Below are 21,213 nucleotides of genomic sequence, written 5' to 3' on the forward strand. Positions count from 1 at the left end.
GATCCTCTGAAAAGGAAACTGCATGCCGACCTATACCGCCCTCACTACCCTGCCCGGACGCGCCAATGCCGAGGCGCTGGCCGAAGCGTTGGAACATCTGGAGCCGGAACCAACCGGAGTTGGCTCGTTCGAGATGGAGGATGGATCGGGCCTTTGGGAAATCGGTGCCTATTTCGAGACGGCCCCCGATGAGGTGGCGCTGGCGCTTTTGGCCAAGATGCACGGGGCCAAGCCCTTTGTTATCTCCGAACTGCCCGAGGTGGATTGGGTGGCCAAGGTACGCCGGGATTTAACGCCCGTCGTGGCGGGGCGGTTCTTTGTCTATGGCAGCCATGATGCCGATAAGGTGCCCCAGGATTGCGAGCCGCTTTTGATCGAGGCGGCGATGGCCTTTGGCACCGGGCATCATGGCACGACGCAGGGCTGTCTCAAGGCGCTGGATCGTTTGGCGCATACCGGCTTTGTTGGGCGGTCGGTGCTCGATCTGGGATGCGGCACGGCGGTGCTCGCGATGGCGGCGGCACGGATCTGGCCCGGTGTGATGCTGGCCAGCGATATCGACGCGGTGGCGGTTGAAGTGGCGAACGCCAATGTCACGGCCAATGCGCTGGAGGGGCGGGTGGAGTGTATCGAAGCCGAAGGGCTGGAGCATCCGCGCCTGAGTGCTGCGGCACCTTATGATCTGGTTTTTGCCAATATCCTGAAAGGGCCGTTAATCCTGCTGGCACCGGGGATCACGGCGGCGCTGACGCCGGGCGGTAAGGTGATTCTCTCGGGTATTTTGAACGAGCAAGCGGATGAAGTGCGCGACGTTTATTGCGCGCTTGGAAACAGTCTTGAGCATCGCGAAGAGATTGGTGACTGGACCACGTTGACCCTATCTAAAAGTCTATAAAAATGCGTCAGGATTGGGGCTGACCCGCACGGTTGCCTTGGTTTTGCCACAATTTGGACCTAGCTTTTCCTCATCGCGGTGGGGGTCGTGATAATGGGATGTCTCGATATGAGTGACGCATTTCAGGGGTTCGACTCGCGCCTTAAGGCGATTGGCCGCAAGCGCACGCGACTGGCGCAGGGCTATGTCAGCAAAGTCGGCAAAGACGGTCTGATCATTTTCCGCCCCAAGCGGCGCAAGAGCGGACTTCCCCTACGCGGTCTTTTCTATCTCGCGCTTGGTTTTACCTTTTTCAAGGCGGTGATCATCGCGCATTTGGGCGCGCCGCTCTATGGTGATCGGCTGGCGCAATTGGCGCAAGGCAGCATTGTGGAACAGGCGGGCGCCGTTGTGATGCAGACTGATCCGGTCAGTGAACTGCTTTCGACCTATATTCGGCCGATCCTGCGCTGAACGCAGGCGAACTGGACAGAAAAAAACCCGCGCGGTTGATACCGGCGCGGGCTTTTTCATGTGATCTGAGGCAGTGATCAGATCTGGCGTGCCACCAGATCGATGTCGCCACGGCTCAGGCCGATGTCGTCAAGTTCGCGATCCGAAAGGCGCGACAGGGCGGCGCGGGTGGCGCGACGTTCGTTCCATGCAGCAAGAACCGAGAAGGCGCGGGCAAAGATTGCGCCGAAACCGGCGTGAGAAGCGTGTGAGCGGGTGCTATCAAGAGCGGCCATGATTTTATTCCTAGTGAATGAGGGGACAGAGCATGTCTGTTTCTGAGCCGCAGGTAATCCCCACCTATCGTTCTCGCAAGGCGAGTTTATTGCATAGTTCTTATGCGTTTTATGCATGGGTATAACAAGGCGTAACCACATTGTTTTTAAAGGGTTTAATATTTCGCCGCACATGCGTGCCATCCCAAAGCGCGACATTTCTGCAACGCAGCGATGGCAAAACGGGCAGTTTATGAACGCGCATTCTGCTTGGTGCTTGTTCTCGTTTCGTGCTATTGCTGAAAAAAACCAGAACGGGCAGGGCAGTGAGATGCGGGTATTGGGCATTGATCCGGGGTTGCGCAACCTCGGTTGGGGCGTGATTGAGGTGTCGGGCAGCAGGCTAAGCCATGTGGCCAATGGCATCTGCCATTCAAGCGGCCCTGATCTCGCGGCGCGGCTCTTGTCGCTCTATGAGCAGCTCACGGATATTCTGCACCGGTTTGATCCGCAGGCGGCGGCGGTCGAGCAGACCTTTGTCAACAAGGATGGGGCGGGCACGCTGAAACTGGGACAGGCGCGGGGCATTGCCTTGCTCGTGCCGGCGCAATACGGGCTGACGGTGGGGGAATATTCGCCCAACACGGTCAAGAAAACGGTGGTGGGCGTGGGCCATGCCGCCAAGGAACAGGTGGCGCATATGGTCAAGGTGCAATTGCCGGGCGTTGTGCTGGCCGGGCCGGACGCGGCGGATGCGCTGGCGATTGCGATCTGTCATGCGCATCACGCGCGGTCCTCAGACATGCTGGCGCGGGCGGTGGCGAGGGCCAGCGCATGATCGGGCGTGTCGCCGGACGGATTGATTATCGCGGAACCGATCATGTGCTGATCGACGTGCGCGGGGTCGGCTATCTGGTCTATTGTTCCGAGCGGACGCTGTCGGCGCTGCCTGCAGTCGGCGGCATGGCCGCGCTCTATACGGATTTGCTGGTGCGCGAAGACCTCTTGCAGCTTTTCGGCTTTCCCACGCTGGTGGAAAAGGAATGGCACCGCCTGCTGATGAGCGTGCAGGGGGTGGGGGCCAAGGCCTCGCTTGCTATTCTGGGGGCGCTTGGACCGGATGGCGTTGGCCGGGCGATTGCGATTGGGGATTGGAATTCCGTAACGGCGGCCAAGGGCATCGGGGCCAAGACCGCGCAGCGCGTGGTCAACGAATTGAAGGACAAGGCCCCGCTGGTGATGGCGATGGGCGCGGCCCCGGCCCCTATGCCCGCCGCGCCGGACACAGGCGAGGTGATCGAGACTGCATCTGTGCCCACACCCCCTGTGCCCCCCAGCCCCGGGGCACAGGCCGAGGCGCTGTCGGCGCTGACCAATCTGGGCTATACCCCCGGCGAGGCGGCGGGTGCCGTGGCGCAGGTGGCGGGTGAGACGCCCGAGGCCACCACAGCGGAGTTGATCCGCGCCGCGTTGCGGCGGCTGGCACCGAAAGGGTAAAGCATGACTGAGCCAGACCCGACCCTGCGCGGCGCAGCTTTGCCAGAGGATCAGGACCGCAGCCTGCGGCCCCAAGCCCTGTCGGAATTCATCGGGCAGCGCGAGGCGCGGGCCAATCTGGCGGTGTTCATCCAATCGGCGCGGCAGCGCGGCGATGCGATGGATCACACGCTGTTTCACGGCCCCCCCGGCCTGGGCAAGACGACGCTGGCGCAGATCATGGCGCGCGAATTGGGGGTGGGCTTTCGCATGACCTCTGGCCCGGTGCTGGCCAAGGCCGGGGATCTGGCGGCGATCCTGACCAATCTGGAGCGCAACGATGTGCTCTTTATCGACGAAATCCACCGTCTTAACCCAGCGGTGGAAGAGGTGCTCTATCCCGCGATGGAGGATTTCGAATTGGATCTGGTGATCGGCGAGGGGCCAGCGGCGCGCACCGTGCGGATCGAATTGCAGCCCTTCACCTTGGTGGGCGCGACGACGCGGCTGGGCCTGCTGACAACGCCCTTGCGGGATCGGTTCGGCATCCCGACGCGGTTGCAATTCTACGAGATTGACGAGCTGCACGAGATCGTGACGCGCAACGCCAAGCTCTTGAACATTCCCACCGATCCTGATGGCGCGCGCGAAATTGCCCGCCGCGCGCGCGGCACCCCGCGTATTGCTGGGCGTTTGCTGCGCCGCGTGGTGGATTTTGCCGTGGTGGAAGGGGGCGGGAAGATCAGCCGCGCGCTGGCCGATAGTTCGCTGACCCGGCTGGGAGTGGATCATCTGGGGCTGGATGGCGCCGACCGGCGCTATCTGCGCCTGATTGCCGAGGCTTATCAGGGCGGGCCGGTGGGAATCGAGACCATCAGTGCGGCGCTGAGTGAGAGCCGCGATGCGCTGGAAGAGGTGATCGAGCCGTTTCTCTTGCAACAGGGCCTGATCCAACGCACCCCGCGCGGGCGGATGCTGGCGCAAGGTGGCTGGGCGCATCTGGGGCTGGCCGCACCTGGGCCGAAAGGGCAGAGTGATCTTTTCGGCAAGTGACGCGTCGGGGGCGGGCGTTGAAGGTGAGTATTTTCACCAAGAAGAATGCTGGATTTGCGAGACGCAACTTGGCTTGATACATGGGCGCAAAAATCGGAGACCTGCCCATGACCGACACCCTGACACCTGACGAGATCGCGGCGCTGTTTACGCGTGCGGATGGGCAATTTCTCTTTGCTCGCTGGGGGCGGCCCATTGTGCCGGTGGTGTTTGGCACGGATGACGCGACGCTGAGCGTGGTCAAGGGCGCGGTCGAGGCGGTGGTGGCGCTGGCGGGGCATCAAATGGCCGAGACCGACCCGGAACTGGGGGCGAACCTCATGCTCTTTTTCTTTCGCGACTGGCGGGAATTGCCTGAGGTGCCGGGGCTGGACCGGCTGATCCCCGATCTTGGCCCGCTGGTGGCCAAGCTGGAGGCGACCGAGGCCAATCAATACCGCATTTTTCGCTTTGACGAGCGGGGCGCGATCCGGGCCTGTTTCGTCTTTCTGAGGATGGACGTGCATCTGAGTGCGGTTCCCGCCGAGACATTGGCGCTGAGCCAGATCGTGCAGAGCGTGCTGCTATGGTCGGATGCCGCGTTTCAGGATCGCTCGGCTCTGGCGGCCCTGCCGGGGGGCGCTGTGGTGTTGCGGCCCGAGATTGGGGCGCTGATCCGGGCCAGTTATGATCCGGTCCTGCCCATGGTCAGCCAAGAGCCAAGCCACGCGCTGCGGCTGGCGGCCCGGCTTGGGCAGAGCGGCGCGCATTGAGCTTGCAAAGCGCGGCGGCGGGACGGAAACGTCTTGACCGAATCTGCCGGATTGGCCTTAGTGCCTCCGTATCTGGGGGAATGTTTAATGAGGAACGCTATTGGTGGGGTGGTGTTGCTTCTGGCCGGGGTTTTGGCCGGGCATTCTCAGGCGCAGGGCTGTGGCGGCAGCTATGTGGTGCAACGCGGCGATAGCCTGACGCTGATTGCAGCCAGTTTTTATCAGGATGCGGGCAAATGGACCGCGATCCACTCTGCCAACATAGATCAGATCGGCGAAGACCCCAACAACCTGCGGGCGGGTATGCAGTTGCGGCTGCGCTGTATTGACGGCAGGCCAACGGGTCTGGAGGGCGGTACGACCGCGCCAGCTTTGCCACTTGCCGCCGCTGCGCCGCTGGTTGTAACCCCCGGCAATGCCGCCACCCGGCGCAAGATCAATATCCTGACAGGGGGCGATTTCTGGCCCTTCACCGACAGGGACGCGCCGAATGGTGGGATGCTGACCGAGGTGGTGCAGGCGGCGATGCAGTCGGCCAATCCGACGCAGGGTTTTGCCATCCATTGGGTTGATGACTGGGCGGCGCATCAAGAGCCGCTCTTGTCCAATGCGCTTTTGGATATCGGGTTTCCTTGGCTCAAACCGGAATGCGCCAATGACCCCGAGAGTTATGGCTGTGCCAATCTGCTCTACTCTGGGTCGATGTTTGAAGTGCTGATGCTGCTCTTTGTCGACAAGTCGCGCCCAATGGCCTTTCAATCGGACGCGGATATGCAGGGCAAGACCCTGTGTCGGCCTGCGGGCTATCCCACCTTCATGTTGGATCAACGCGGGCGGAACTGGCTCAAGAACGGGGTGATCACGTTGAAGACGCCCCAATCGCCCGGCGACTGCCTGCGGCTCTTGGTCGAGGGCGAGGTCGACGGCGTTGTGCTTAACGAGTTTCTGGGACGGGGTAAGATCAAGGACATGGGTCTGGGCGAGCGTGTTGGCGTGGCCGAAGGTAAGCCGATTTCGATCGAGGGCATGCATATGGTGGTGCATCGGTCGCATCCCGATGGGCCAGCATTTCTGGCGGTGTTCGAGCGGGGGCTGGCCGATATTCGCGCGAACGGACGCTATCAAAGCATCATCGAGGCGCATATGAGCCGCGTTTGGGCGGGGTTCTGAGGTGATGCGGGGCGGGATCGCAGCCGCAATTCTGGGGATTGGTCTGATGCTGCCGCAGGCTGCGCGCGCGCTCTGCGATGTGACCTACCGGGTGCAGCCCGGCGATACGCTGGCTAAGGTGGCCGAGACGCATTACGACGACGCCGAGCAATGGACACTGATTTACTACGCCAATCAGTCCGTGCTTGCGGGGCAGGGGCAAACGCTGATTGCGGGGAGCGACCTCTATCTTCCATGCCCGGCAGAGAATCCGGTGCCAGATGCCACGCCGCTGCGGCAAAGCGGGGCGGAGCTGACTTTGCTCACTGCCGGGGGGGATATGCCCTTTGCCGATCAGGATTGGCCCGGCGGCGGCATGATCACGGAACTGGTCAATGCCGCGCTGGAGCTGAGCCCCTCGCCGGTTCCTTATGAAATCGTGTGGGACCCGGATCTCAGCCAGCATCTGGAGCCGCTGCTGGGGCAGAAACGTTATGATGTGGGCTTTCCTTGGATCAAGCCCGACTGCGGCCTGACGCCAGAGGTGACGCTCTGCAAAGAGTTTCACTTTTCCGAGGCCTTGATGGACCTGCCGGTCATGTTGTTCCGGCGCGCCGATAGCGATTTTCGCTATGGCGAGGATGCTGATATTCTTGGCAAGCGGCTCTGCCGTCCGATGGGGCGCTTTACCCATGATCTGGACCGGGCCGACCGGCGCTGGATGGCGGACGGCAAGATCAGCCTGACCCAGCCCGGTAGCCCCGAGGAATGCTTTGCTCTGTTGATGGCGGGCGCGGTGGATGCCGTCAGTCTTGATGTCTTTGAAGGTGCGGCCAAGATCGTTGCCATGGGGCTGCGCGGGCAGGTGGTGCCGGTCGATCAGCCGCTATCGCGTGAGGCGCTCTATGCGGTGATTTCCAAAACCCATTGGCGCGGCACGACGCATCTTTACCGGCTCAATGCGGGGCTGGCCAAGCTGCGCGAGAGCGGGCGCTACGGCGAGATCGTGCAACGGCATCTGGCGCTCTTTTGGGAAGCGTTGAAATAGGCTGATCGCTTTGGCCCGTGGCGGGTTGGGGTTAGAGCCCGTCGAAGGCGCAGAGGGTGTGCACGTCCATGCCCATATCTGTCAGCCGCTTGTGGCCGCCCAAGTCGGGCAGATCAACGACAAAGGCGCACCCGGTGATAATTCCGCCCAGACGCTCGATGAGGCGAATGCCTGCCGCCGCCGTTCCGCCGGTGGCCAATAGGTCATCGACCAAAAGCACGCGCTCGCCGGGTTGGATGGCGTCATCATGGAGTTCAACCACCGCCTCGCCATATTCGAGCTGATACTCCTCGGAGATGACTGCGCCGGGCAGCTTGCCCTTTTTGCGGATCGGCACAAAACCAACCGAGAGCTGATGCGCGATGGCACCGCCAAGGATGAAGCCGCGCGCCTCGAGCCCTGCCACCTTGTCGATCGGCTGGCCTGCGTAGGGGTGCAGCATCTGGTCGATGGCCATGCGAAAGCCGCGCGGATCAGCAAAGAGCGTGGTCACATCGCGAAAGAGGATACCGTCATGCGGAAAATCGACGATGGTGCGGATGTAATCCTGAACGGTCTTGAGGGGCGGCATGGGGTGGCTCCGGCTATGTGCGGCGCATGTTGTGGCGCGGGTGGTACGTAGATGCAAGGGCTGAGTGCGTGATCCGGTAAAGCGCGATGGCCTTGATCCGCGAGGGCGCTGAGGGTGAGGCCCAATGGGTAATGGTGACAATTGGTAAGTTTCTCGATGCGATAGGCCATGCCCGCGTTATCGGGCATGGCGCGCGCGGGCGTCCCGTGAGGTGACACCCTGCGTTTTAAAGAGTGAACGCTGGCGATCAGCCCAGCACCCGACCCGCAACCGCATCGAGCCGCGCCAGAACGGCGGGGTCGCGTTTCTCGGGGGCGGTGATAAGGGCAAAGTCGAGTGCGCGGTCGCAGCCATGCGGGCAAGGCGCACGGTCTGGGCCGAGGAGAGCGGGCAGGCGGCGGACCATGTCGCGCCCCTTGTCGGCATTGCCGGTGAGGGTCGCGATGATGGCGGTGATATCGACCGCGCCGTGATCCGGATGCCAGCTGTCATAATCGGTGATCATGGCGACAGAGGCGTAGCACAGTTCCGCCTCGCGGGCGAGTTTGGCCTCGGGCATGCCGGTCATGCCGATGACATCGCAGCCCCAGACAGTGCGATAGAGGTTTGACTCGGCCAGTGTCGAGAATTGCGGGCCTTCCATCGCCAGATAGGTGCCGCCCCGATGCACGGTGATGCCCGCGTCCTGTGCTGCGGTTTCACAGGCGTCCGAGAGGCGGGGGCAGGTGGGATGCGCGACGCTGACATGCGCCACGCAGCCGGGGCCAAAAAAGGATTTCTCGCGCGCGAAGGTGCGGTCGATATACTGATCTATGACAAGAAAGTCGCCCGGTGCCAGATCTTCGCGGAACGAGCCGCAGGCCGAGACCGAGATGACATCCGTGACACCCAGCCGTTTGAGCGCGTCAATATTGGCGCGGTACGGAACAGAGGAAGGGCTATGCACATGGCCACGCCCATGGCGGGGCAGAAAGGCCATCGGCACCCCATCAAGCGTCCCGGTCAGGATCGCATCAGAGGCCGCGCCCCACGGGGTTTCTACTGCGCGCCATTCGGCCCCTTGCAACCCGTCGATCTCGTAAAGCCCGGAGCCGCCGATCACTCCGATCATGGTCTTTGTCATGTGCCGCTATCCTGTTTGGTGCCTCTTTCTGCCATGGTTACGACGGTTCGCGGCAAATGAAAATGCCCGCGCGGTCCGTGATCCGCGCGGGCCTGCCCGCCTGTCCTCCTCGGCAGGCGGGCGCTGTGGCGGCGGGCGTCAGCCCAGCATCGCCACGACCTCTTCGGTGGTCCAGACGGCGTTGGCCATGTAGCGGAAATTGATAAGCGCCGCGAGATAACCATCGCCTTCGGGCAGCATCGCGGCGGCGGTGGCGTCCTTGATCACGGCCACCTCGAATCCTTGTTCCAGCAGTTCGCGCATATGGGCTTCGGTGCACAGATTGGCGGACATGCCCGCGAGGATCACTTGGTCGATGCCCTGTTTGCGCAGTTGCAGGGCAAGGTCATTATGCTCTGGCCCGTAGAGCTTGTGCGGTGAGGTGACGATGGTCTTGCCGTCATGGATATAGGGTTTGTAAAGATCGAGGAAATCGGCACCGGAGCCTTCGAAGCCTTCCAGTGACAGGGGATCCTTGCGATCGAACATGCCGATGTTGTGCATCAGCTTTTCCAATGCGCCTTCGAATTTCCAGCCGTGATCGACGGGATAGTAATAATGCGGCGACACGGCGACCGTGATGCCCGCAGCCTTGGCCGCTTTGAACAGGCTTTCGATATTGGCGACGGTGTTGTTGCGCTCGACGCTGGCACCGACCACACCCCAGGTTACGCCATTGGGGCTGAGAAAATCGTTCTGCGGATCGGTGACGACAAGGGCGACGCGGGAGAGGTCAATTTTCATATCGCTGGGCGGAAGGGCGGGCTCTGCAGGTTCCGCGTAGGGGTTTTCCTGCGCCTGTGCGCCGGTGGCGGCAAGGCCGGTTGCAGCGGCGGCAATGGCCACGGTGCCGGTCAGCGCCTGACGGCGGGTGAGTTTCGGCTCGTGGTCGTGGTCATGATTGTTGCACATGGTCTGTCTCTCCTGAGTGGGTGTTGAATAAAGAATGTCTGACAGGGGCTATGTGCCTTTGCGTCCCGAATTCGGGCGTGAGCAATTATTTCTGTGCCAATACGACCGCAGCCGTGCCAGTCTATCGACCATGCAGATCACAGAGACCCATGACCGTATCCTGAGCGAGCTCGATATACAGCCCGAGCCCTTTGCGCTTTGCGCGCTGGAGGGGGTGTGTAGCCTTGGGTTGGGGCGGGTGCCGGGGGCGACCTTGCATTACGTGCTGAGTGGCGAGGGGTATCTAAGCCTGCAAGGCCATGCGCCGATCCTGCTGGCCCCGGGGCGTCTGGTGCTGGTGCCGTCTTGTGCGCGGCATTCGCTGAGCCACACCGGTGCCGGCGCAACAATGGTGCCTGAATGCAGGCCTGCCGGGCTTGATCTTGAAGAGCATGTGGCGCGGGGCGAGGGCGAGGGCACGATGGTGGTGCTTTGCGCACGACTGCATCTGGGATTGCGGGGCACGCATGGGCTGATTGACCTGATGCGCGCGCCGCTCAGTCTGGATTTGACCACGACACCGGGTGCCGCGCGGGCGATGGAGACGCTGTTGGGTGAGGTCGTGCAGCACCGCACCGGCGGGCGGGCCATGGTGCGCGTGTTGCTCTTGCAATGTGTGATCGAGATGTTGCGAGGGCGGCTTGAGGCGGGTGATCCGGGGGTCATGTGGCTGGGCGCCTTGGCTGATCCGGGGCTTTGGCGCGCGCTTTGTGCCATGCTCGACGATCCCGGTGCGCCGCATGCTCTGGAAAGTCTGGCTGAGGCCGCGGGAATGAGCCGGTCGCGCTTTGCGGTGCGGTTTCAGGCGGCCTATGGGCAGGGGCCGATGGGTTTTCTACGCGCGCTGCGCTTGGCGCGCGCGGCGCAGCTCTTGGTGGATCAGCGCGTGCCGGTCAAGCGGGTAGCGCAGATGGTGGGATTTGCCAGCCGCAGCGCCTTTAGCCGCGCCTTTGTCGAGGCGTGGGGGCAGTCGCCGCGCGCGTTTCGGCTGGGGAAAGAGCGGTGACTACGCGGCAGAGCGGGCGCAGAATGTGACCATGTTGCGCCCCTGCGCCTTGGCCGCATAGAGCGCGCGATCCGCCTCTTCCAACAATTGCCCGACGCTTGCTGCCGGACGGGTGGGTGCTGGTGTTGCCATGGTCACACCGATTGAGATGGTCACATGCAGTGGGGCAAGGCCACTGGCCAGCGGAATTGGAGTCTGCGCGATCATGGCGCAGAGCCGGTCGGCGGTGCGTTGGGCGCGCCTGCGGCTGGTGGCCGGGGTCACGATCAAAAACTCTTCGCCACCGATCCGGGCAAGCATGTCGCCTTCACGCAAATGCGCGCGCAGATGGTGCGTGACCTCGCAAAGCACCCGGTCACCGGCTGCGTGCCCGTGGCGATCGTTGACCTGTTTGAAAAAATCGAGATCGGCCAACATGACGGCAAAGCTTTCGCCCGAAAGCTGACTGGTTTCGATCAGCTGTTGCAGGAACGGTAGGGCAAAGCGTCGGTTATGCGCTCCGGTCAGCGGATCGAGCATGGCCGCATTCAGCCCGTCGCGCAATGCTCTGCGCAGTCGTTCGCCGCGCCGTTTGCGGCGCAGCTGTGCGGAGAGGCGCAAAATCAGCTCTCGTGCGTCGGGAGGGCCTGTGATCACGTCATCCGCGCCCATGTCGAGCAGGGTCACGCCAAGGGCCGCGGCATCGGCCTCTACAAGCGCGATGATCGGGCGGGCACGGCTGCGCGGGGCGGCCTTGAGGTCAGCCAGAAGGCGCAGGCCCTCTTCGGCCTCGGCGCCGGTGATCTGCAGCAAATAGACATCGGCCTGCTGTGGGGCATCTGAGAACGAAAGGGCGCGATCTGCGTCGATAACGGACGTGACATGGGGTGAATAGCGCGCGAGCAGAGTTTGCAGGCCAAAGGCCCCGGCGCGGGTACGCGCGATGATGCCGATGCGACCGGGCGCGTCAAAGCCTGGAGGGGCCTCGGCAAAGCCCAAAGCCTGCGTGCTGCCGATTTGCAGGCTGAGTTCCTGTTCACCATGATGCTGACGCAGCAGATTGCGCAGGCGGGCCAAAAGCAGCGCTTCGGGCACGGGCTTGCTCAGGACGTCATCCGCCCCGGCGCTGAGGGCTAGGCGACGTTCTGCTGAACAGTGCGTCATCTGGAGAATCATGATCGGCGTGGCCCTTGTTTCATCCGAGCGGCGCAGGGATTTGACGAAGTCTGCCGCAGTGGCATCAGGCAGCTGCGCATTGGCCAGAATGAGATCGGGCCGCTCGACGGCAGCAAGGCGCAAACCTTCTTTTGCCGACGCCGCCTGCACGACCTCGTAATGTGCGCTGCATAATTTGACCTTCAACACGATCCTGTTGGTTGCAAGATCGTCGACGATCAGAATTTTTCCTGACATGGACGCGACGCCTTTGCTCTTGCCCTTTACGATTGGTTCACTATCCATGGCAGAGGTTAAGAAAACCTTTCCAGAAATTAACCGGGATCACGATGCAGCAGGAAACCGCCGAAACAATTGCCTTGCAGGCGCTGGGCTGGCTTGCGACGCAAGATGATCTTTTGCCGGTCTTCTTGGGGGCGACGGGGGCCTCGGAACAGGATGTGCGCGCGCGTGCTACGGAACCCGAATTTCTGGGGGCCGTGCTGGATTTCCTGATGATGGATGACGCATGGATCGTAGGCTTCTGCGATGCGCAGGGGTTGAAATACGAAACGCCGATGATGGCGCGCGCGGCGCTGCCGGGCGGGGCGCAGATGAGCTGGACATGAGCAGGGCTGACGGAATTCTCTTTGACAAGGACGGCACGCTGTTTGATTTCCACGCCACCTGGAGCGTCTGGGCCCATGGGGTGATTTCTGATCTCTCGGCGGGCGATGCCGATGTCATGGCGCGAATGGCGGATGAGGCGCATTATGATTTGGTGGCGCGGCGCTTTCACCCCACAAGCCCGATCATCGCGGGCACCAACCGCGAGGCGGCCGAATGTCTTGGGCGGGCCTTGCCGGGCCGCGCCATAGAAGAAATAGAAGAACATCTGATGATGTCCTCAGGCTCGGCCCCTCTGGCCCCGGCTGTGCCGCTCGCGCCCTATCTCGAAGGGCTTGCGGCGAGGGGGTTAAGGCTGGGCGTGATGACCAATGACACGGAATACGGCGCGCGCGCGCACTTGGGGGCGGCCGGTGTGCTTGGGCATTTCGATTTTATCGCCGGGTTTGATTCCGGCTATGGGGCCAAGCCCGCGCCGGGGCCGCTTTTGGCCTTTGCGCGCGCCATGGCGCTCGAGCCTGCTCGTGTGGTCATGGTGGGGGACAGCACACATGACCTTGTGGCAGGGCGTGCGGCCGGGATGCAATGCGTGGGCGTGCTGACCGGCACCGCCACTTGCAGCGATCTTGAGCCGCTGGCTGATATCGTCCTGCCTGACATCGGGCATATCCCGGCTTGGCTGACCGCATGAGGCAACACCCGCTGTTTGGGCTGGCGCTGGCGACGTTCGGCGCGCTGATGCTGACGCCGGATGCGCTTTTCATGCGGTGGTCGGGCATGGGCGGTTATCAGATGGTCGGCTGGCGCGGGTTGCTCATGGGGCTGGTGTTTCTGATCCTCTGGGCTCTGACCTCCAAGCACCGGCTGCGCGACCTGAGCATTCTGGCCAGTGGTTACGCGATTGGTATCGTGGTGTGCCAATATGCCAATGCAACGCTTTTCAGTCTTGGCATCGCCAATGCGCCGGTTGCTGTCGTGCTCTTTGCCGTGGCGACGGTGCCGGTCTTTGCCGCGATTTTTGCGCGGGCCATCATCGGAGAGCCGACGCGCTTGGCCACATGGATCACCATTGCCGTTGTGATGGGAGGTATTGCGCTGGCAGTCTTTGGCGGAGGTCACGGCGATGTCACGCTGGACCGCGCCGCCCTTTGGGGGGCGCTTGCGGGATTGGGCGTGGCGATGGTGCTGGCGCTTAACTTTGTGATCCTGCGGGCGCAGCCGCAGGTTCCGATCCTCTTGGTGATCGGGTTGGGGGCGGTTCTGGCGGGGGCCACGGGCGTGATCGTGACCGGACCTGCCGCGATGATGCAGGGCGAAGTGTGGGCCATTGCGATTTGTGGGCTTGTGATCCTGCCGGTGTCGTTCTTTTCGCTCTCGCTCGCGTCGCGCTATACCCATGCCTCGAATGTGAGCCTGCTGCTCTTGCTTGAAACGGTGATGGGTCCGCTCTGGGTCTGGCTGGGCACGGGTGAGGGGCCCACACCAATGATGCTTTTGGGCGGTACGATTGTGGTGGTGAGCCTGGCGATTTACCTCTGGCAGACGGGACGGCGGCGCATGGCGCTGCAATCGTGATCCGTGAAAAGCAAAAACGACAGGATACGTCGCTAAGCGGCATGTGAGGCTGCCCTGAGCGGTGTTTCGTTAGCTCAAACGAGCACCGGAGGGGCATCAGATGGCCGAAGATCTCAAACGCAGGACACGCAGTGGCGGGCGCGCAGGCGGGGTTGCCCGGCGCGGCAGTGCCGTGATCGAACAGATGCCGTGGAACCCGCCCATCAACCGCGACCGCCCGACAGAGCCATTGACGGATGCGGGCGTTCTGGCCATCCATGATGGCGCGATGCGGATCCTCGAAGAGATCGGGATTGAGTTTCTCAACCCTGAAGCGGTGGCGATCCTGCGCGCCTCTGGCGGCTGCCAGATCAATGGCGAGAATGTCCGCATGGGCCGAGATTTCGTCATGGAGATCATTGGCAGGGCCCCGGAAAGCTGGACCATCACGCCGCGCAATCCCGACCGCACGATTACCATGGGCGGCAATCATCTGAATTTCGGCAATGTGTCTTCACCGCCGAGTTATTGGGATATGAAGATCGGGCGCAAGGTCGCGGGCACGCGCGAGATGTGCCAGAACCTGTTGAAACTGACGCAGTATTTCAACTGTATCCACTTTGCAGGCGGCTACCCGGTGGAACCGCAGGATATTCATGCCAGCGTCCGGCATCTTGATGTGCTCTATGACAAGCTGACGCTGACCGACAAGGCGATGCACGCCTATAGCTTGGGCGCAGAGCGGGTCGATGATGTGATGGAAATGGTGCGCATCGCGGGGGGGCTGACCCACGAGAAATTCGAGGCCAGCCCGCGCATGTATACCAACATCAACTCGACCTCTCCTTTGAAGCATGACTATCCGATGCTGGATGGCTGGATGCGCCTGGCGCGGCGCGGTCAAGGGCTGGTGGTGACGCCATTCACCTTGGCCGGGGCCATGGCGCCGGTGACGATGGCGGGGGCGGTTGCGCAGTCGATCGCAGAGGCGCTTTGCGCGGTGGTTCTCGCGCAGATTATCCGCCCCGGCGCGCCCTGTGCGATTGGCACCTTCACCAGCAATGTCGACATGAAATCCGGGGCACCTGCCTTTGGCACGCCCGAATATATGCGCGCGACACAGATGACCGGGCAATTGGCACGGTTCTACAAGCTGCCGATGCGTGCCTCTGGCGTCTGCGCCGCGAACGTGCCCGATGGGCAGGCGATGTGGGAGACGTCAAACAGCCTCTGGTCGGCGGTGCAGGCGGGGGCGCATATGGTCTATCATGCGGCCGGTTGGCTCGAGGGTGGGCTGATTGCAAGCCCTGAGAAATTCATCATGGACTGCGAAATATTGCAGCAAATTCAGCGCTATATGGACCCGATGCTGACCGCCACCGGACCTGACGATATCGCAATCGAGGCGATCCGAGAGGTGGGAGACAAGGGGCATTTCTTTGGCATCCAGCACACGCAGGACCGCTATACGACGGCGTTCTATCAACCCTTCCTGAGTGATTGGCGCAATTACGAGGCATGGGAGGCGGCAGGTGCAGTCTGGACCCCGGCGCGCGCGCATCAGGTGTTTCAGGACATCATTGCCGGGTTCGAGGCCCCCCCGATGGAGGACGCGGTGCGCGAGGAACTGGCAGATTTCGTGGCGCGGCGTAAGGCTGAGGGTGGGGCACCGACGGATTTCTGATATCGGGCCGGAAACGGGGTGCTTTACCCGCGTCGGTATTCCGGCGGAGCGTGGGGCGGCGGGCGCGGTAGGGGTATTTGGGGCAAGATAAAGGTAAGTGGGGGATTGGGAGTGAATTTCTGAGTGAAAGTAGCCTATCTCATCGCGCAAGACGCATGAATGTAGCTTCAAAAATCGCCACTTGCCCATGCAGCAAATCACGCTGGGGCATGATCAGTTTAGCGAATGGACTCTCAACTGAAGGCTTTGTGCTGTAAAGATTGAGTGTGACGAAATCGATGGATTCAAGAGTTTTTCTAAGGCGAGCTCCATACACCGGCTCATGGTGGGCCAGCCGGTTTCGCATTTCGTAAATGACTTCGAGGTGGTCTGCGATATCTGATCGATCAAGCGTCTTGTTGGGGAAGACCTTTTTCAAAACTTGCTTCCAGAGCGTCTTTTCGTAATTCTCTGAAAACATCCGCTTCCAAAAGAAGATAGTGAGCTGAGCGATCACCTGACTGTCGGGCACGGTGATCATGGATTGGCGCCTTTTGGCAATCGTTCGGTGATTTACATTTTGTGGCACACCATTGGAATATGCTTGGACATCCAAGGCGGTCTTTTGATCCCCAGTCATTTTCGAATACGCTGCTCGTTGTGCTTGCTGCGTGGCCTTCCCGATGGACCCGGTTTCCAAGGACGCCCACCTGAACGTGTTTGGGGGAGGTGTGCGTAACCAATGGCTCCCTCCAAATTTGTTGTTCATGGCGTGGCAAACGGCATTACGCAGGGAAACTTCGATTAACCCTGTGACGGCCATGATCGATACACCCAAGCTCATGGTAGTTTGATGGAGCTCTATCGCATCCTCGGGAGCCCCTGACTTCGTTAGCCCCTGGAAGGTCGCTAGCCTTTCAGCTGAGAGCAAGTTTTGTATTACCTGCATGTCAGCCGCTGACAGAAATCTTGACATTTACTGTGCTTCTCACTAAACTCAGCATTGAAACGTCGGGATACGGTCGGCAGCGCGCTTGTTCGTGACGGACCCCCGACGCTCTAGCTGGGCCGCCCAAAGGGTGGCCTTAAGCTTTTTAAGCTTATCATACCTATACCAACGCCGTATTTGCAAAGCCTCAGGACGACGGCTGACTTGTATGGCCAAAAACGGTCGTTCTTGATAATTACGGTTCGACTTTCGAAATCTTTGCAGAATCTTGTCCACAAGCCCTCGGCGAAACTCAACTTGATTTTGGCAGGTTTGGGCCCATTCCTGAAATCCGGCCATTCGCGCAAAGCTTAGCATCATGCAGTTTGGACACAAAGCGGAATCCAACGTTAGGCCGCGATACCGCGCGAAACGCTTCTCCTCACCCCACCGCCTTGCCATCCAGCCACTTTCGACACCCACGGTCCACCCCGGCGTGCAGGAGGAGCGTCAGCACTGCCAGCACGATGAGGGCCGCGAACATGAGGTCGATCTTGGCGCGGCCATTGGCCAGCAGCATGAGATAGCCCAGCCCTTTGGAGGCCCCCACCCATTCGCCGATGATCGCCCCGATGGGGGCATAGACGGCCGCGAGGCGCAGACCCGAGGCAAAGCCCGGCAGGGCGGCGGGCACGCGGATATGCCACATGAGCCGCGCGCGGTTCGCCCCCATGACGCGCGCGAGGTCGAGCCACTGCGGCGGCGTGCGCATCAGCGCGTCAAAAAAGGCCGATGTGACCGGGAAATAGATGATGAGGAGCGCCATCGCGACCTTGGACCAGAGGCCATAGCCCAACCAGAGCGTGAGGATGGGCGCGAGGGCAAAGACCGGGATCGCTTGGGAGAATACCATGATCGGGCGGATGAGCCGGCGCGCCATGGGCGAAGAGGCCAGACCAATCGCCGAAAGACCGCCCAAGATTGCGCCCAGGGCCAGACCGATCAACACCTCTGCCGCCGTTATGGTGGCATGATGGGCAATCAGCGCGCGGCTGGCCCAGAGGGTTTCCGCCACGCGGCCCGGCCCGGGCAGAATGAAGGGCGGCAGCGCCGCGAGCGTCACCAGCGCCTGCCAAAGCACGAGTGCAAGGGCTGTCGAACTTGCGATGGTGACAAGGCGGCTCATGCGGCGGGGTATCCGGCAAGGGCCGCGTCAAAGAAGGCGCGTTCGAGACGTGTTGCCGTAACAAAGGCGGATTGCGCGGCGGCTTGATCCTCGGGGGTGAGGCTGGGCCAGACCTGATCAAGCTGACCGCGCAGATAGGTCACAACCCCCTCGAACCCCGGCCCGCTGTGCAGGGTGATCCATTCCCCGAACCAGAACGGCAGGTCTGCGGCGCGGTTCGCGTGCGGGCTGGCCCAATCCAGATAGGTCCATTCGGCCACGCTGAGGACCGCAATCATCTGCGCATAGCTGCCTGATTTTGCCGCCGCGCGCATCAGTGCCTGAAATTCGGCTGTGATCGGATGGGGCGTTACAGGCGGCTCAGTTGTTCCGCCAAGCGCCGCGATTGCGCGCAGGAAATAGGTATTCTCTGGCCCCGAGATCAGCCCGAGAAACTGTGCCGCCGGGATCGCATCGGGCAGGCTGGGCGCATGGGCGATGGCAGAGGCCAGAAGCCGCACGAAATCCTCGATAAAAAGGTAATCCTGTTGCAGATAGGCGAGCATGCGGGCCTTGGGCAACGTGCCCGCCGCAAGCTGATCGGTGAAGGGGTGCCGGGTGGCGGCCTGCCAATCGGTGGCCACAAGGGATTTGAGGTGTTCGGTGGGGTGCATCTTTTTCTCCTGTCAGGCGGGGGCGCGCAGGCGGGCCAAAAGACGGCCCTGCGCCGCGAGAGTTTCGGGGTCATCCACGGCGCGTGGCACCGGGGCTGCGGGCGGGGTCACATCCTCTAGCCCGGTTTCGGTAAGGATGTGGATGGCATGGCCCATGCGCGCGGCCTCAGCCGGGTCATGTGTGACCATCAGGACTGTGCGTCCTGCCAGATGGGTGGCCGAAAGATCCTGCATCTGCGCGCGGGTGCGGGCATCGAGCGCCGAAAACGGCTCGTCCAGCAAAACGATGGGGCGGTCCTCCATCAACGTGCGGGCCAGTGCCACGCGCTGTTTCTGCCCCCCCGAGAGCGCATGAGGCCGCTTGTCTGCATGGTCGGCCAGACCGACCCGCGCCAGCATCTCGCGCGCGCGCGCCACGTCGCGCGACATCCCGCGCAGCCGCGCCCCAAGCGTTACATTGCCCAGCACATCGAGCCACGGCATCAGCATGTCGCCCTGTGCCATCAGCGCCATGCGCCCTGACAGTGGCCCGCCATCAGAGGCTGTGATCGTGCCAGTAAACTCTGTCACCTCATCCACCCCGGCGATCAGGCGCAGCACCGTGGTTTTGCCCACGCCCGAAGGGCCGAGCAGGCAAGTGATGCGCCCGGCGGACAAGGTCAGCCGCAGTGGGCCAAATACCGGTACAGCGCCAATCCGGGCGTGGCCATCAAGGGTCAGACTGGGCGGGGCGGACATGCGCGGCCTCTTCAAACAGGGCTCGCGGGCAGGGGGATGGCGCGCCGCTGCGCGGTTTCCGTTCCCTCCGCCGGTGCGAGCCGGATCAGGTTCGATGGGTTGGTGCAAGACCTCTCAGCCCCAAGGGGCACCCCAACGGATGCCTCAGATGTAGCCGCAGCGCTCTGAGATGACAAGGGCGCGATAGGGGCTGCAATATACTGAGGATTTTAGATGTTCAGGGGGCTTTAACCCTTGGCTGTCAGGATGCAGGCATCTGAGAGGAGGGTGTCATGCACGGGCTGGTCAACCGCGCGATTGAGCGATTTGTCAGGGATACCTATGGGCGCGATGTCTGGATCGGCACGATTCAACGGTTGGACCTGGGTTTTACCGAGTTTGAAGCGATGATGGTCTACGAGGCGCGCATCACCGAACAGGTGTTGATCGCGGTTGGCGCGCGATTGGCGCGCAGGCGTGACGATCTGCTTGAGGATATCGGTACCTATCTGGTCTCGCACCCCGCGACCGAGGCGCTGCGCCGTCTGTTGCGCTTTGGGGGGGTGGATTATGTGGAGTTTCTGCATTCTCTTGATGATCTGCCAGAGCGCGCGCGCCTTGCAGTCGCCGATCTGGGGCTGCCTGCGCTGGAATTACAAGACCGGGGGGCGGGGGTTTATGCTCTGCATGTGGGGCTGCCCAAGGGGCATGATCTGCGGCTTGGCCCGGTGGTGGTCGGGCTTTTGCGCGCCATGGCGGATGACTATGGCGCGCTTGCGCTGGTCGAGCATCAGGGGGATGGCGCGGACTATGAAATCATTGAGGTGCGTTTGTTGGATGAGGGGTTCGCGCATGGGCGGGCCTTTGCTCTGGGGCTTGGGGAAAGCGCGGCATGACTGTTCAGGATAGGGGGCTTTTGCCGCTGCTTGCGGGGCTTTGCCCGATGCATGCGGTTCTGGATGCCGAGGGCCATCTGGTGCAGGCGGGGCCAACCTTTGCCAAGCTCTTTGGTGCGCGCGCGCTGCAGGGCATGCGGTTTCTGGATCTGATCGAACTGCGCCGCCCGCATCAGGCGGGGAATATGGCGGATCTTCTGGCCTCCGCCGGGGCGCGGCTTCGGCTGCGGCTGCGCGCGGCCCCCCATACGGCGCTCAAGGGCGTGCTTTTGCCATTACCGGGGGGCGGGGCGGTGGTGAATCTCTCGTTCGGGATTTCCGTGGTCGAGGCGGTGCGCGACTTTGACCTGACCGGCGCTGACTTTGCGGCGACGGATCTGACGACCGAGATGCTCTATTTGATCGAGGCAAAATCCGCCGCGATGGACGCCTCGCGCAAGCTGAACCTGCGCTTGCAGGGCGCACGCATTGCCGCGGAAGAGCAGGCGTTTACGGATATGTTGACGGGGCTGCGGAACCGCCGCGCCCTTGACCATGTGCTGGATCGGTTGATGCAGAGTGAGCAGGATTTCGCGCTGCTGCATCTCGATCTCGATTTTTTCAAACAGGTGAATGACACATTGGGCCATGCGGCGGGCGATCATGTGCTGCAAGAGGTGGCGCGGCGCCTGCGCGACGAGGTGCGCAGCGATGATTTGATTGCCCGTGTGGGGGGCGATGAATTCGTGATCCTGCTGCTTGGCATGACAGAGCGGGCACCCGTGGGCGATTTGGCAGATCGGATGATTGCCCGGCTGGAAAAGCCGGTTCCCTATCGCGCGCAGCACTGTCGGATTTCCGGCAGTATCGGCATCACGCTTAGCTGTGCCTATGACAGCCCCGAACCCGTGCGGATGATGGCCGATGCCGATCTGGCGCTCTATGCTGCCAAGGGGCGGGGTCGCGGCTGTGCGCGGTTTCACGAAAGCCCATTGCCACGCGCGGCCCCGGCGCATGGCATCGCCTGAGCGCTTAACGCAGTTTCAGAGAAAGTTGACAGGCTTTCCCTGTAGGACATCGCGCCAAATCAAACAGCCACACCGTTT

24 protein-coding genes and 1 riboswitch are annotated in these 21,213 nt (G+C 62.1%); of the genes, 15 read left to right on the forward strand and 9 right to left on the reverse strand.

The window, feature by feature from the left end:
- Nucleotides 1–22 precede the first annotated feature (22 nt).
- Nucleotides 23–895 carry a 50S ribosomal protein L11 methyltransferase gene (locus tag ROSMUCSMR3_RS19000; protein ID WP_081508383.1) on the forward strand — a complete coding sequence of 291 codons (873 nt, stop codon included), beginning with the start codon at nt 23–25 and terminating at the stop codon, nt 893–895.
- 108 nt (nt 896–1,003) lie between these two features.
- Nucleotides 1,004–1,348 carry a hypothetical protein gene (locus ROSMUCSMR3_RS19005; protein ID WP_037298290.1) on the forward strand — a complete coding sequence of 115 codons (345 nt, stop codon included), beginning with the start codon at nt 1,004–1,006 and terminating at the stop codon, nt 1,346–1,348.
- Nucleotides 1,349–1,425: 77 nt separating this feature from the next.
- Here the strand turns inward: ROSMUCSMR3_RS19005 and ROSMUCSMR3_RS19010 are convergent, their stop codons facing one another.
- The gene (locus ROSMUCSMR3_RS19010; RefSeq protein WP_008282093.1) at nt 1,426–1,623 is read right to left on the reverse strand and encodes a DUF1127 domain-containing protein; all 198 of its coding nucleotides are present in this window, start codon (nt 1,621–1,623) and stop codon (nt 1,426–1,428) included.
- Between the two features lie 310 nt (nt 1,624–1,933).
- Between ROSMUCSMR3_RS19010 and ruvC the strand changes: the two genes are divergently transcribed.
- From ruvC to ROSMUCSMR3_RS19040, 6 genes are all read left to right on the forward strand, one after another.
- A complete protein-coding gene (gene ruvC, locus ROSMUCSMR3_RS19015) occupies nt 1,934–2,440 on the forward strand; it encodes a crossover junction endodeoxyribonuclease RuvC (protein ID WP_037298364.1) in 507 nt (168 codons plus the stop codon).
- Nucleotides 2,437–3,099 (forward strand): Holliday junction branch migration protein RuvA, encoded by a 663-nt coding sequence (gene ruvA / locus ROSMUCSMR3_RS19020; protein ID WP_081508384.1) that lies wholly within the window; start codon nt 2,437–2,439, stop codon nt 3,097–3,099. Before ruvC ends, ruvA begins: the two co-directional genes overlap by 4 nt.
- Nucleotides 3,100–3,102: 3 nt before the next feature.
- A complete protein-coding gene (gene ruvB / locus ROSMUCSMR3_RS19025) occupies nt 3,103–4,131 on the forward strand; it encodes a Holliday junction branch migration DNA helicase RuvB (RefSeq protein WP_081508385.1) in 1,029 nt (342 codons plus the stop codon).
- 80 nt (nt 4,132–4,211) lie between these two features.
- Nucleotides 4,212–4,883, forward strand: a complete 672-nt coding sequence (locus ROSMUCSMR3_RS19030; RefSeq protein WP_198385554.1) for a hypothetical protein — start codon at nt 4,212–4,214, stop codon at nt 4,881–4,883.
- Between the two features lie 87 nt (nt 4,884–4,970).
- Nucleotides 4,971–6,053, forward strand: a complete 1,083-nt coding sequence (locus ROSMUCSMR3_RS19035) for a transporter substrate-binding domain-containing protein (protein ID WP_081508387.1) — start codon at nt 4,971–4,973, stop codon at nt 6,051–6,053.
- Nucleotides 6,054–6,057: 4 nt separating this feature from the next.
- A complete protein-coding gene (locus tag ROSMUCSMR3_RS19040; protein WP_081508388.1) occupies nt 6,058–7,080 on the forward strand; it encodes a transporter substrate-binding domain-containing protein in 1,023 nt (340 codons plus the stop codon).
- 31 nt (nt 7,081–7,111) lie between these two features.
- Here ROSMUCSMR3_RS19040 and ROSMUCSMR3_RS19045 read toward each other — a convergent pair whose 3' ends face one another.
- The 3 genes from ROSMUCSMR3_RS19045 to ROSMUCSMR3_RS19055 form a co-directional block, all read right to left on the reverse strand.
- Nucleotides 7,112–7,651: an adenine phosphoribosyltransferase gene (locus ROSMUCSMR3_RS19045; protein ID WP_008282101.1), complete on the reverse strand. Its 540-nt coding sequence runs from the start codon at nt 7,649–7,651 to the stop codon at nt 7,112–7,114.
- Between the two features lie 247 nt (nt 7,652–7,898).
- The gene (locus ROSMUCSMR3_RS19050; RefSeq protein WP_081508389.1) at nt 7,899–8,774 is read right to left on the reverse strand and encodes an S-methyl-5'-thioadenosine phosphorylase; all 876 of its coding nucleotides are present in this window, start codon (nt 8,772–8,774) and stop codon (nt 7,899–7,901) included.
- A 138-nt stretch (nt 8,775–8,912) separates the two neighbouring features.
- On the reverse strand, nt 8,913–9,725 hold the full coding sequence (locus ROSMUCSMR3_RS19055) for a cysteine hydrolase (protein ID WP_081508390.1): 813 nt from the start codon (nt 9,723–9,725) through the stop codon (nt 8,913–8,915).
- 34 nt (nt 9,726–9,759) lie between these two features.
- Here ROSMUCSMR3_RS19055 and ROSMUCSMR3_RS19060 point away from each other — a divergent pair, with 34 nt between their 5' ends.
- Nucleotides 9,760–10,770 (forward strand): helix-turn-helix transcriptional regulator, encoded by a 1,011-nt coding sequence (locus tag ROSMUCSMR3_RS19060; protein ID WP_237183487.1) that lies wholly within the window; start codon nt 9,760–9,762, stop codon nt 10,768–10,770.
- Here ROSMUCSMR3_RS19060 and ROSMUCSMR3_RS19065 read toward each other — a convergent pair whose 3' ends face one another.
- The gene (locus ROSMUCSMR3_RS19065) at nt 10,771–12,162 is read right to left on the reverse strand and encodes a diguanylate cyclase domain-containing protein (protein WP_237183488.1); all 1,392 of its coding nucleotides are present in this window, start codon (nt 12,160–12,162) and stop codon (nt 10,771–10,773) included.
- 92 nt (nt 12,163–12,254) lie between these two features.
- Here ROSMUCSMR3_RS19065 and ROSMUCSMR3_RS19070 point away from each other — a divergent pair, with 92 nt between their 5' ends.
- The 4 genes from ROSMUCSMR3_RS19070 to ROSMUCSMR3_RS19085 all read left to right on the forward strand — a co-directional run bounded on the left by ROSMUCSMR3_RS19070 (nt 12,255) and on the right by ROSMUCSMR3_RS19085 (nt 15,769).
- Complete coding sequence (locus ROSMUCSMR3_RS19070) at nt 12,255–12,533, forward strand: DUF3572 domain-containing protein (RefSeq protein WP_087148889.1); 279 nt, start codon at nt 12,255–12,257, stop codon at nt 12,531–12,533.
- Nucleotides 12,530–13,222, forward strand: coding sequence for an HAD family hydrolase (locus tag ROSMUCSMR3_RS19075; protein ID WP_081508392.1), 693 nt, complete (start codon nt 12,530–12,532; stop codon nt 13,220–13,222). The genes ROSMUCSMR3_RS19070 and ROSMUCSMR3_RS19075 overlap by 4 nt, the downstream gene beginning before the upstream one ends.
- Entirely contained in the window at nt 13,219–14,106 is an 888-nt protein-coding gene (locus ROSMUCSMR3_RS19080) for a DMT family transporter (protein WP_008282108.1), read from the forward strand. Before ROSMUCSMR3_RS19075 ends, ROSMUCSMR3_RS19080 begins: the two co-directional genes overlap by 4 nt.
- A gap of 100 nt (nt 14,107–14,206) precedes the next feature.
- The gene (locus tag ROSMUCSMR3_RS19085) at nt 14,207–15,769 is read left to right on the forward strand and encodes a trimethylamine methyltransferase family protein (RefSeq protein ID WP_081508393.1); all 1,563 of its coding nucleotides are present in this window, start codon (nt 14,207–14,209) and stop codon (nt 15,767–15,769) included.
- Between the two features lie 139 nt (nt 15,770–15,908).
- Here the strand turns inward: ROSMUCSMR3_RS19085 and ROSMUCSMR3_RS19090 are convergent, their stop codons facing one another.
- The 4 genes from ROSMUCSMR3_RS19090 to ROSMUCSMR3_RS19105 all read right to left on the reverse strand — a co-directional run bounded on the left by ROSMUCSMR3_RS19090 (nt 15,909) and on the right by ROSMUCSMR3_RS19105 (nt 19,253).
- On the reverse strand, nt 15,909–16,724 hold the full coding sequence (locus ROSMUCSMR3_RS19090; protein WP_081508394.1) for an Abi family protein: 816 nt from the start codon (nt 16,722–16,724) through the stop codon (nt 15,909–15,911).
- A 394-nt stretch (nt 16,725–17,118) separates the two neighbouring features.
- Nucleotides 17,119–17,862 (reverse strand): ABC transporter permease, encoded by a 744-nt coding sequence (locus ROSMUCSMR3_RS19095; RefSeq protein WP_081508395.1) that lies wholly within the window; start codon nt 17,860–17,862, stop codon nt 17,119–17,121.
- Nucleotides 17,859–18,515, reverse strand: a complete 657-nt coding sequence (locus tag ROSMUCSMR3_RS19100) for a TenA family protein (protein ID WP_081508396.1) — start codon at nt 18,513–18,515, stop codon at nt 17,859–17,861. The genes ROSMUCSMR3_RS19095 and ROSMUCSMR3_RS19100 overlap by 4 nt, the downstream gene beginning before the upstream one ends.
- A 12-nt stretch (nt 18,516–18,527) precedes the next feature.
- Nucleotides 18,528–19,253 carry an ABC transporter ATP-binding protein gene (locus ROSMUCSMR3_RS19105; protein ID WP_081508397.1) on the reverse strand — a complete coding sequence of 242 codons (726 nt, stop codon included), beginning with the start codon at nt 19,251–19,253 and terminating at the stop codon, nt 18,528–18,530.
- 45 nt (nt 19,254–19,298) lie between these two features.
- Nucleotides 19,299–19,398, reverse strand: a riboswitch (TPP riboswitch).
- 127 nt (nt 19,399–19,525) lie between these two features.
- Here ROSMUCSMR3_RS19105 and ROSMUCSMR3_RS19110 point away from each other — a divergent pair.
- Both ROSMUCSMR3_RS19110 and ROSMUCSMR3_RS19115 read left to right on the forward strand, forming a co-directional pair.
- Nucleotides 19,526–20,128 carry a heme NO-binding domain-containing protein gene (locus ROSMUCSMR3_RS19110; protein ID WP_081508398.1) on the forward strand — a complete coding sequence of 201 codons (603 nt, stop codon included), beginning with the start codon at nt 19,526–19,528 and terminating at the stop codon, nt 20,126–20,128.
- Entirely contained in the window at nt 20,125–21,135 is a 1,011-nt protein-coding gene (locus ROSMUCSMR3_RS19115; RefSeq protein WP_081508399.1) for a GGDEF domain-containing protein, read from the forward strand. Before ROSMUCSMR3_RS19110 ends, ROSMUCSMR3_RS19115 begins: the two co-directional genes overlap by 4 nt.
- Nucleotides 21,136–21,213 lie beyond the last annotated feature (78 nt).

The sequence above is a fragment of the Roseovarius mucosus genome, assembly GCF_002080415.1.
Lineage (GTDB): Bacteria > Pseudomonadota > Alphaproteobacteria > Rhodobacterales > Rhodobacteraceae > Roseovarius > Roseovarius mucosus_A.

Coding starts and splice junctions, on each gene's coding strand:
- ROSMUCSMR3_RS19000 (WP_081508383.1), top strand. CDS start 23: ATGCCGACCTATACCGCCCTCACTACCCTGCCCGGACGCGCCAATGCC.
- ROSMUCSMR3_RS19005 (WP_037298290.1), top strand. CDS start 1,004: ATGAGTGACGCATTTCAGGGGTTCGACTCGCGCCTTAAGGCGATTGGC.
- ROSMUCSMR3_RS19010 (WP_008282093.1), bottom strand. CDS start 1,623: ATGGCCGCTCTTGATAGCACCCGCTCACACGCTTCTCACGCCGGTTTC.
- ruvC (WP_037298364.1), top strand. CDS start 1,934: ATGCGGGTATTGGGCATTGATCCGGGGTTGCGCAACCTCGGTTGGGGC.
- ruvA (WP_081508384.1), top strand. CDS start 2,437: ATGATCGGGCGTGTCGCCGGACGGATTGATTATCGCGGAACCGATCAT.
- ruvB (WP_081508385.1), top strand. CDS start 3,103: ATGACTGAGCCAGACCCGACCCTGCGCGGCGCAGCTTTGCCAGAGGAT.
- ROSMUCSMR3_RS19030 (WP_198385554.1), top strand. CDS start 4,212: ATGGGCGCAAAAATCGGAGACCTGCCCATGACCGACACCCTGACACCT.
- ROSMUCSMR3_RS19035 (WP_081508387.1), top strand. CDS start 4,971: ATGAGGAACGCTATTGGTGGGGTGGTGTTGCTTCTGGCCGGGGTTTTG.
- ROSMUCSMR3_RS19040 (WP_081508388.1), top strand. CDS start 6,058: ATGCGGGGCGGGATCGCAGCCGCAATTCTGGGGATTGGTCTGATGCTG.
- ROSMUCSMR3_RS19045 (WP_008282101.1), bottom strand. CDS start 7,651: ATGCCGCCCCTCAAGACCGTTCAGGATTACATCCGCACCATCGTCGAT.
- ROSMUCSMR3_RS19050 (WP_081508389.1), bottom strand. CDS start 8,774: ATGACAAAGACCATGATCGGAGTGATCGGCGGCTCCGGGCTTTACGAG.
- ROSMUCSMR3_RS19055 (WP_081508390.1), bottom strand. CDS start 9,725: ATGTGCAACAATCATGACCACGACCACGAGCCGAAACTCACCCGCCGT.
- ROSMUCSMR3_RS19060 (WP_237183487.1), top strand. CDS start 9,760: ATGTCTGACAGGGGCTATGTGCCTTTGCGTCCCGAATTCGGGCGTGAG.
- ROSMUCSMR3_RS19065 (WP_237183488.1), bottom strand. CDS start 12,162: ATGTCAGGAAAAATTCTGATCGTCGACGATCTTGCAACCAACAGGATC.
- ROSMUCSMR3_RS19070 (WP_087148889.1), top strand. CDS start 12,255: ATGCAGCAGGAAACCGCCGAAACAATTGCCTTGCAGGCGCTGGGCTGG.
- ROSMUCSMR3_RS19075 (WP_081508392.1), top strand. CDS start 12,530: ATGAGCAGGGCTGACGGAATTCTCTTTGACAAGGACGGCACGCTGTTT.
- ROSMUCSMR3_RS19080 (WP_008282108.1), top strand. CDS start 13,219: ATGAGGCAACACCCGCTGTTTGGGCTGGCGCTGGCGACGTTCGGCGCG.
- ROSMUCSMR3_RS19085 (WP_081508393.1), top strand. CDS start 14,207: ATGGCCGAAGATCTCAAACGCAGGACACGCAGTGGCGGGCGCGCAGGC.
- ROSMUCSMR3_RS19090 (WP_081508394.1), bottom strand. CDS start 16,724: ATGTCAAGATTTCTGTCAGCGGCTGACATGCAGGTAATACAAAACTTG.
- ROSMUCSMR3_RS19095 (WP_081508395.1), bottom strand. CDS start 17,862: ATGAGCCGCCTTGTCACCATCGCAAGTTCGACAGCCCTTGCACTCGTG.
- ROSMUCSMR3_RS19100 (WP_081508396.1), bottom strand. CDS start 18,515: ATGCACCCCACCGAACACCTCAAATCCCTTGTGGCCACCGATTGGCAG.
- ROSMUCSMR3_RS19105 (WP_081508397.1), bottom strand. CDS start 19,253: ATGTCCGCCCCGCCCAGTCTGACCCTTGATGGCCACGCCCGGATTGGC.
- ROSMUCSMR3_RS19110 (WP_081508398.1), top strand. CDS start 19,526: ATGCACGGGCTGGTCAACCGCGCGATTGAGCGATTTGTCAGGGATACC.
- ROSMUCSMR3_RS19115 (WP_081508399.1), top strand. CDS start 20,125: ATGACTGTTCAGGATAGGGGGCTTTTGCCGCTGCTTGCGGGGCTTTGC.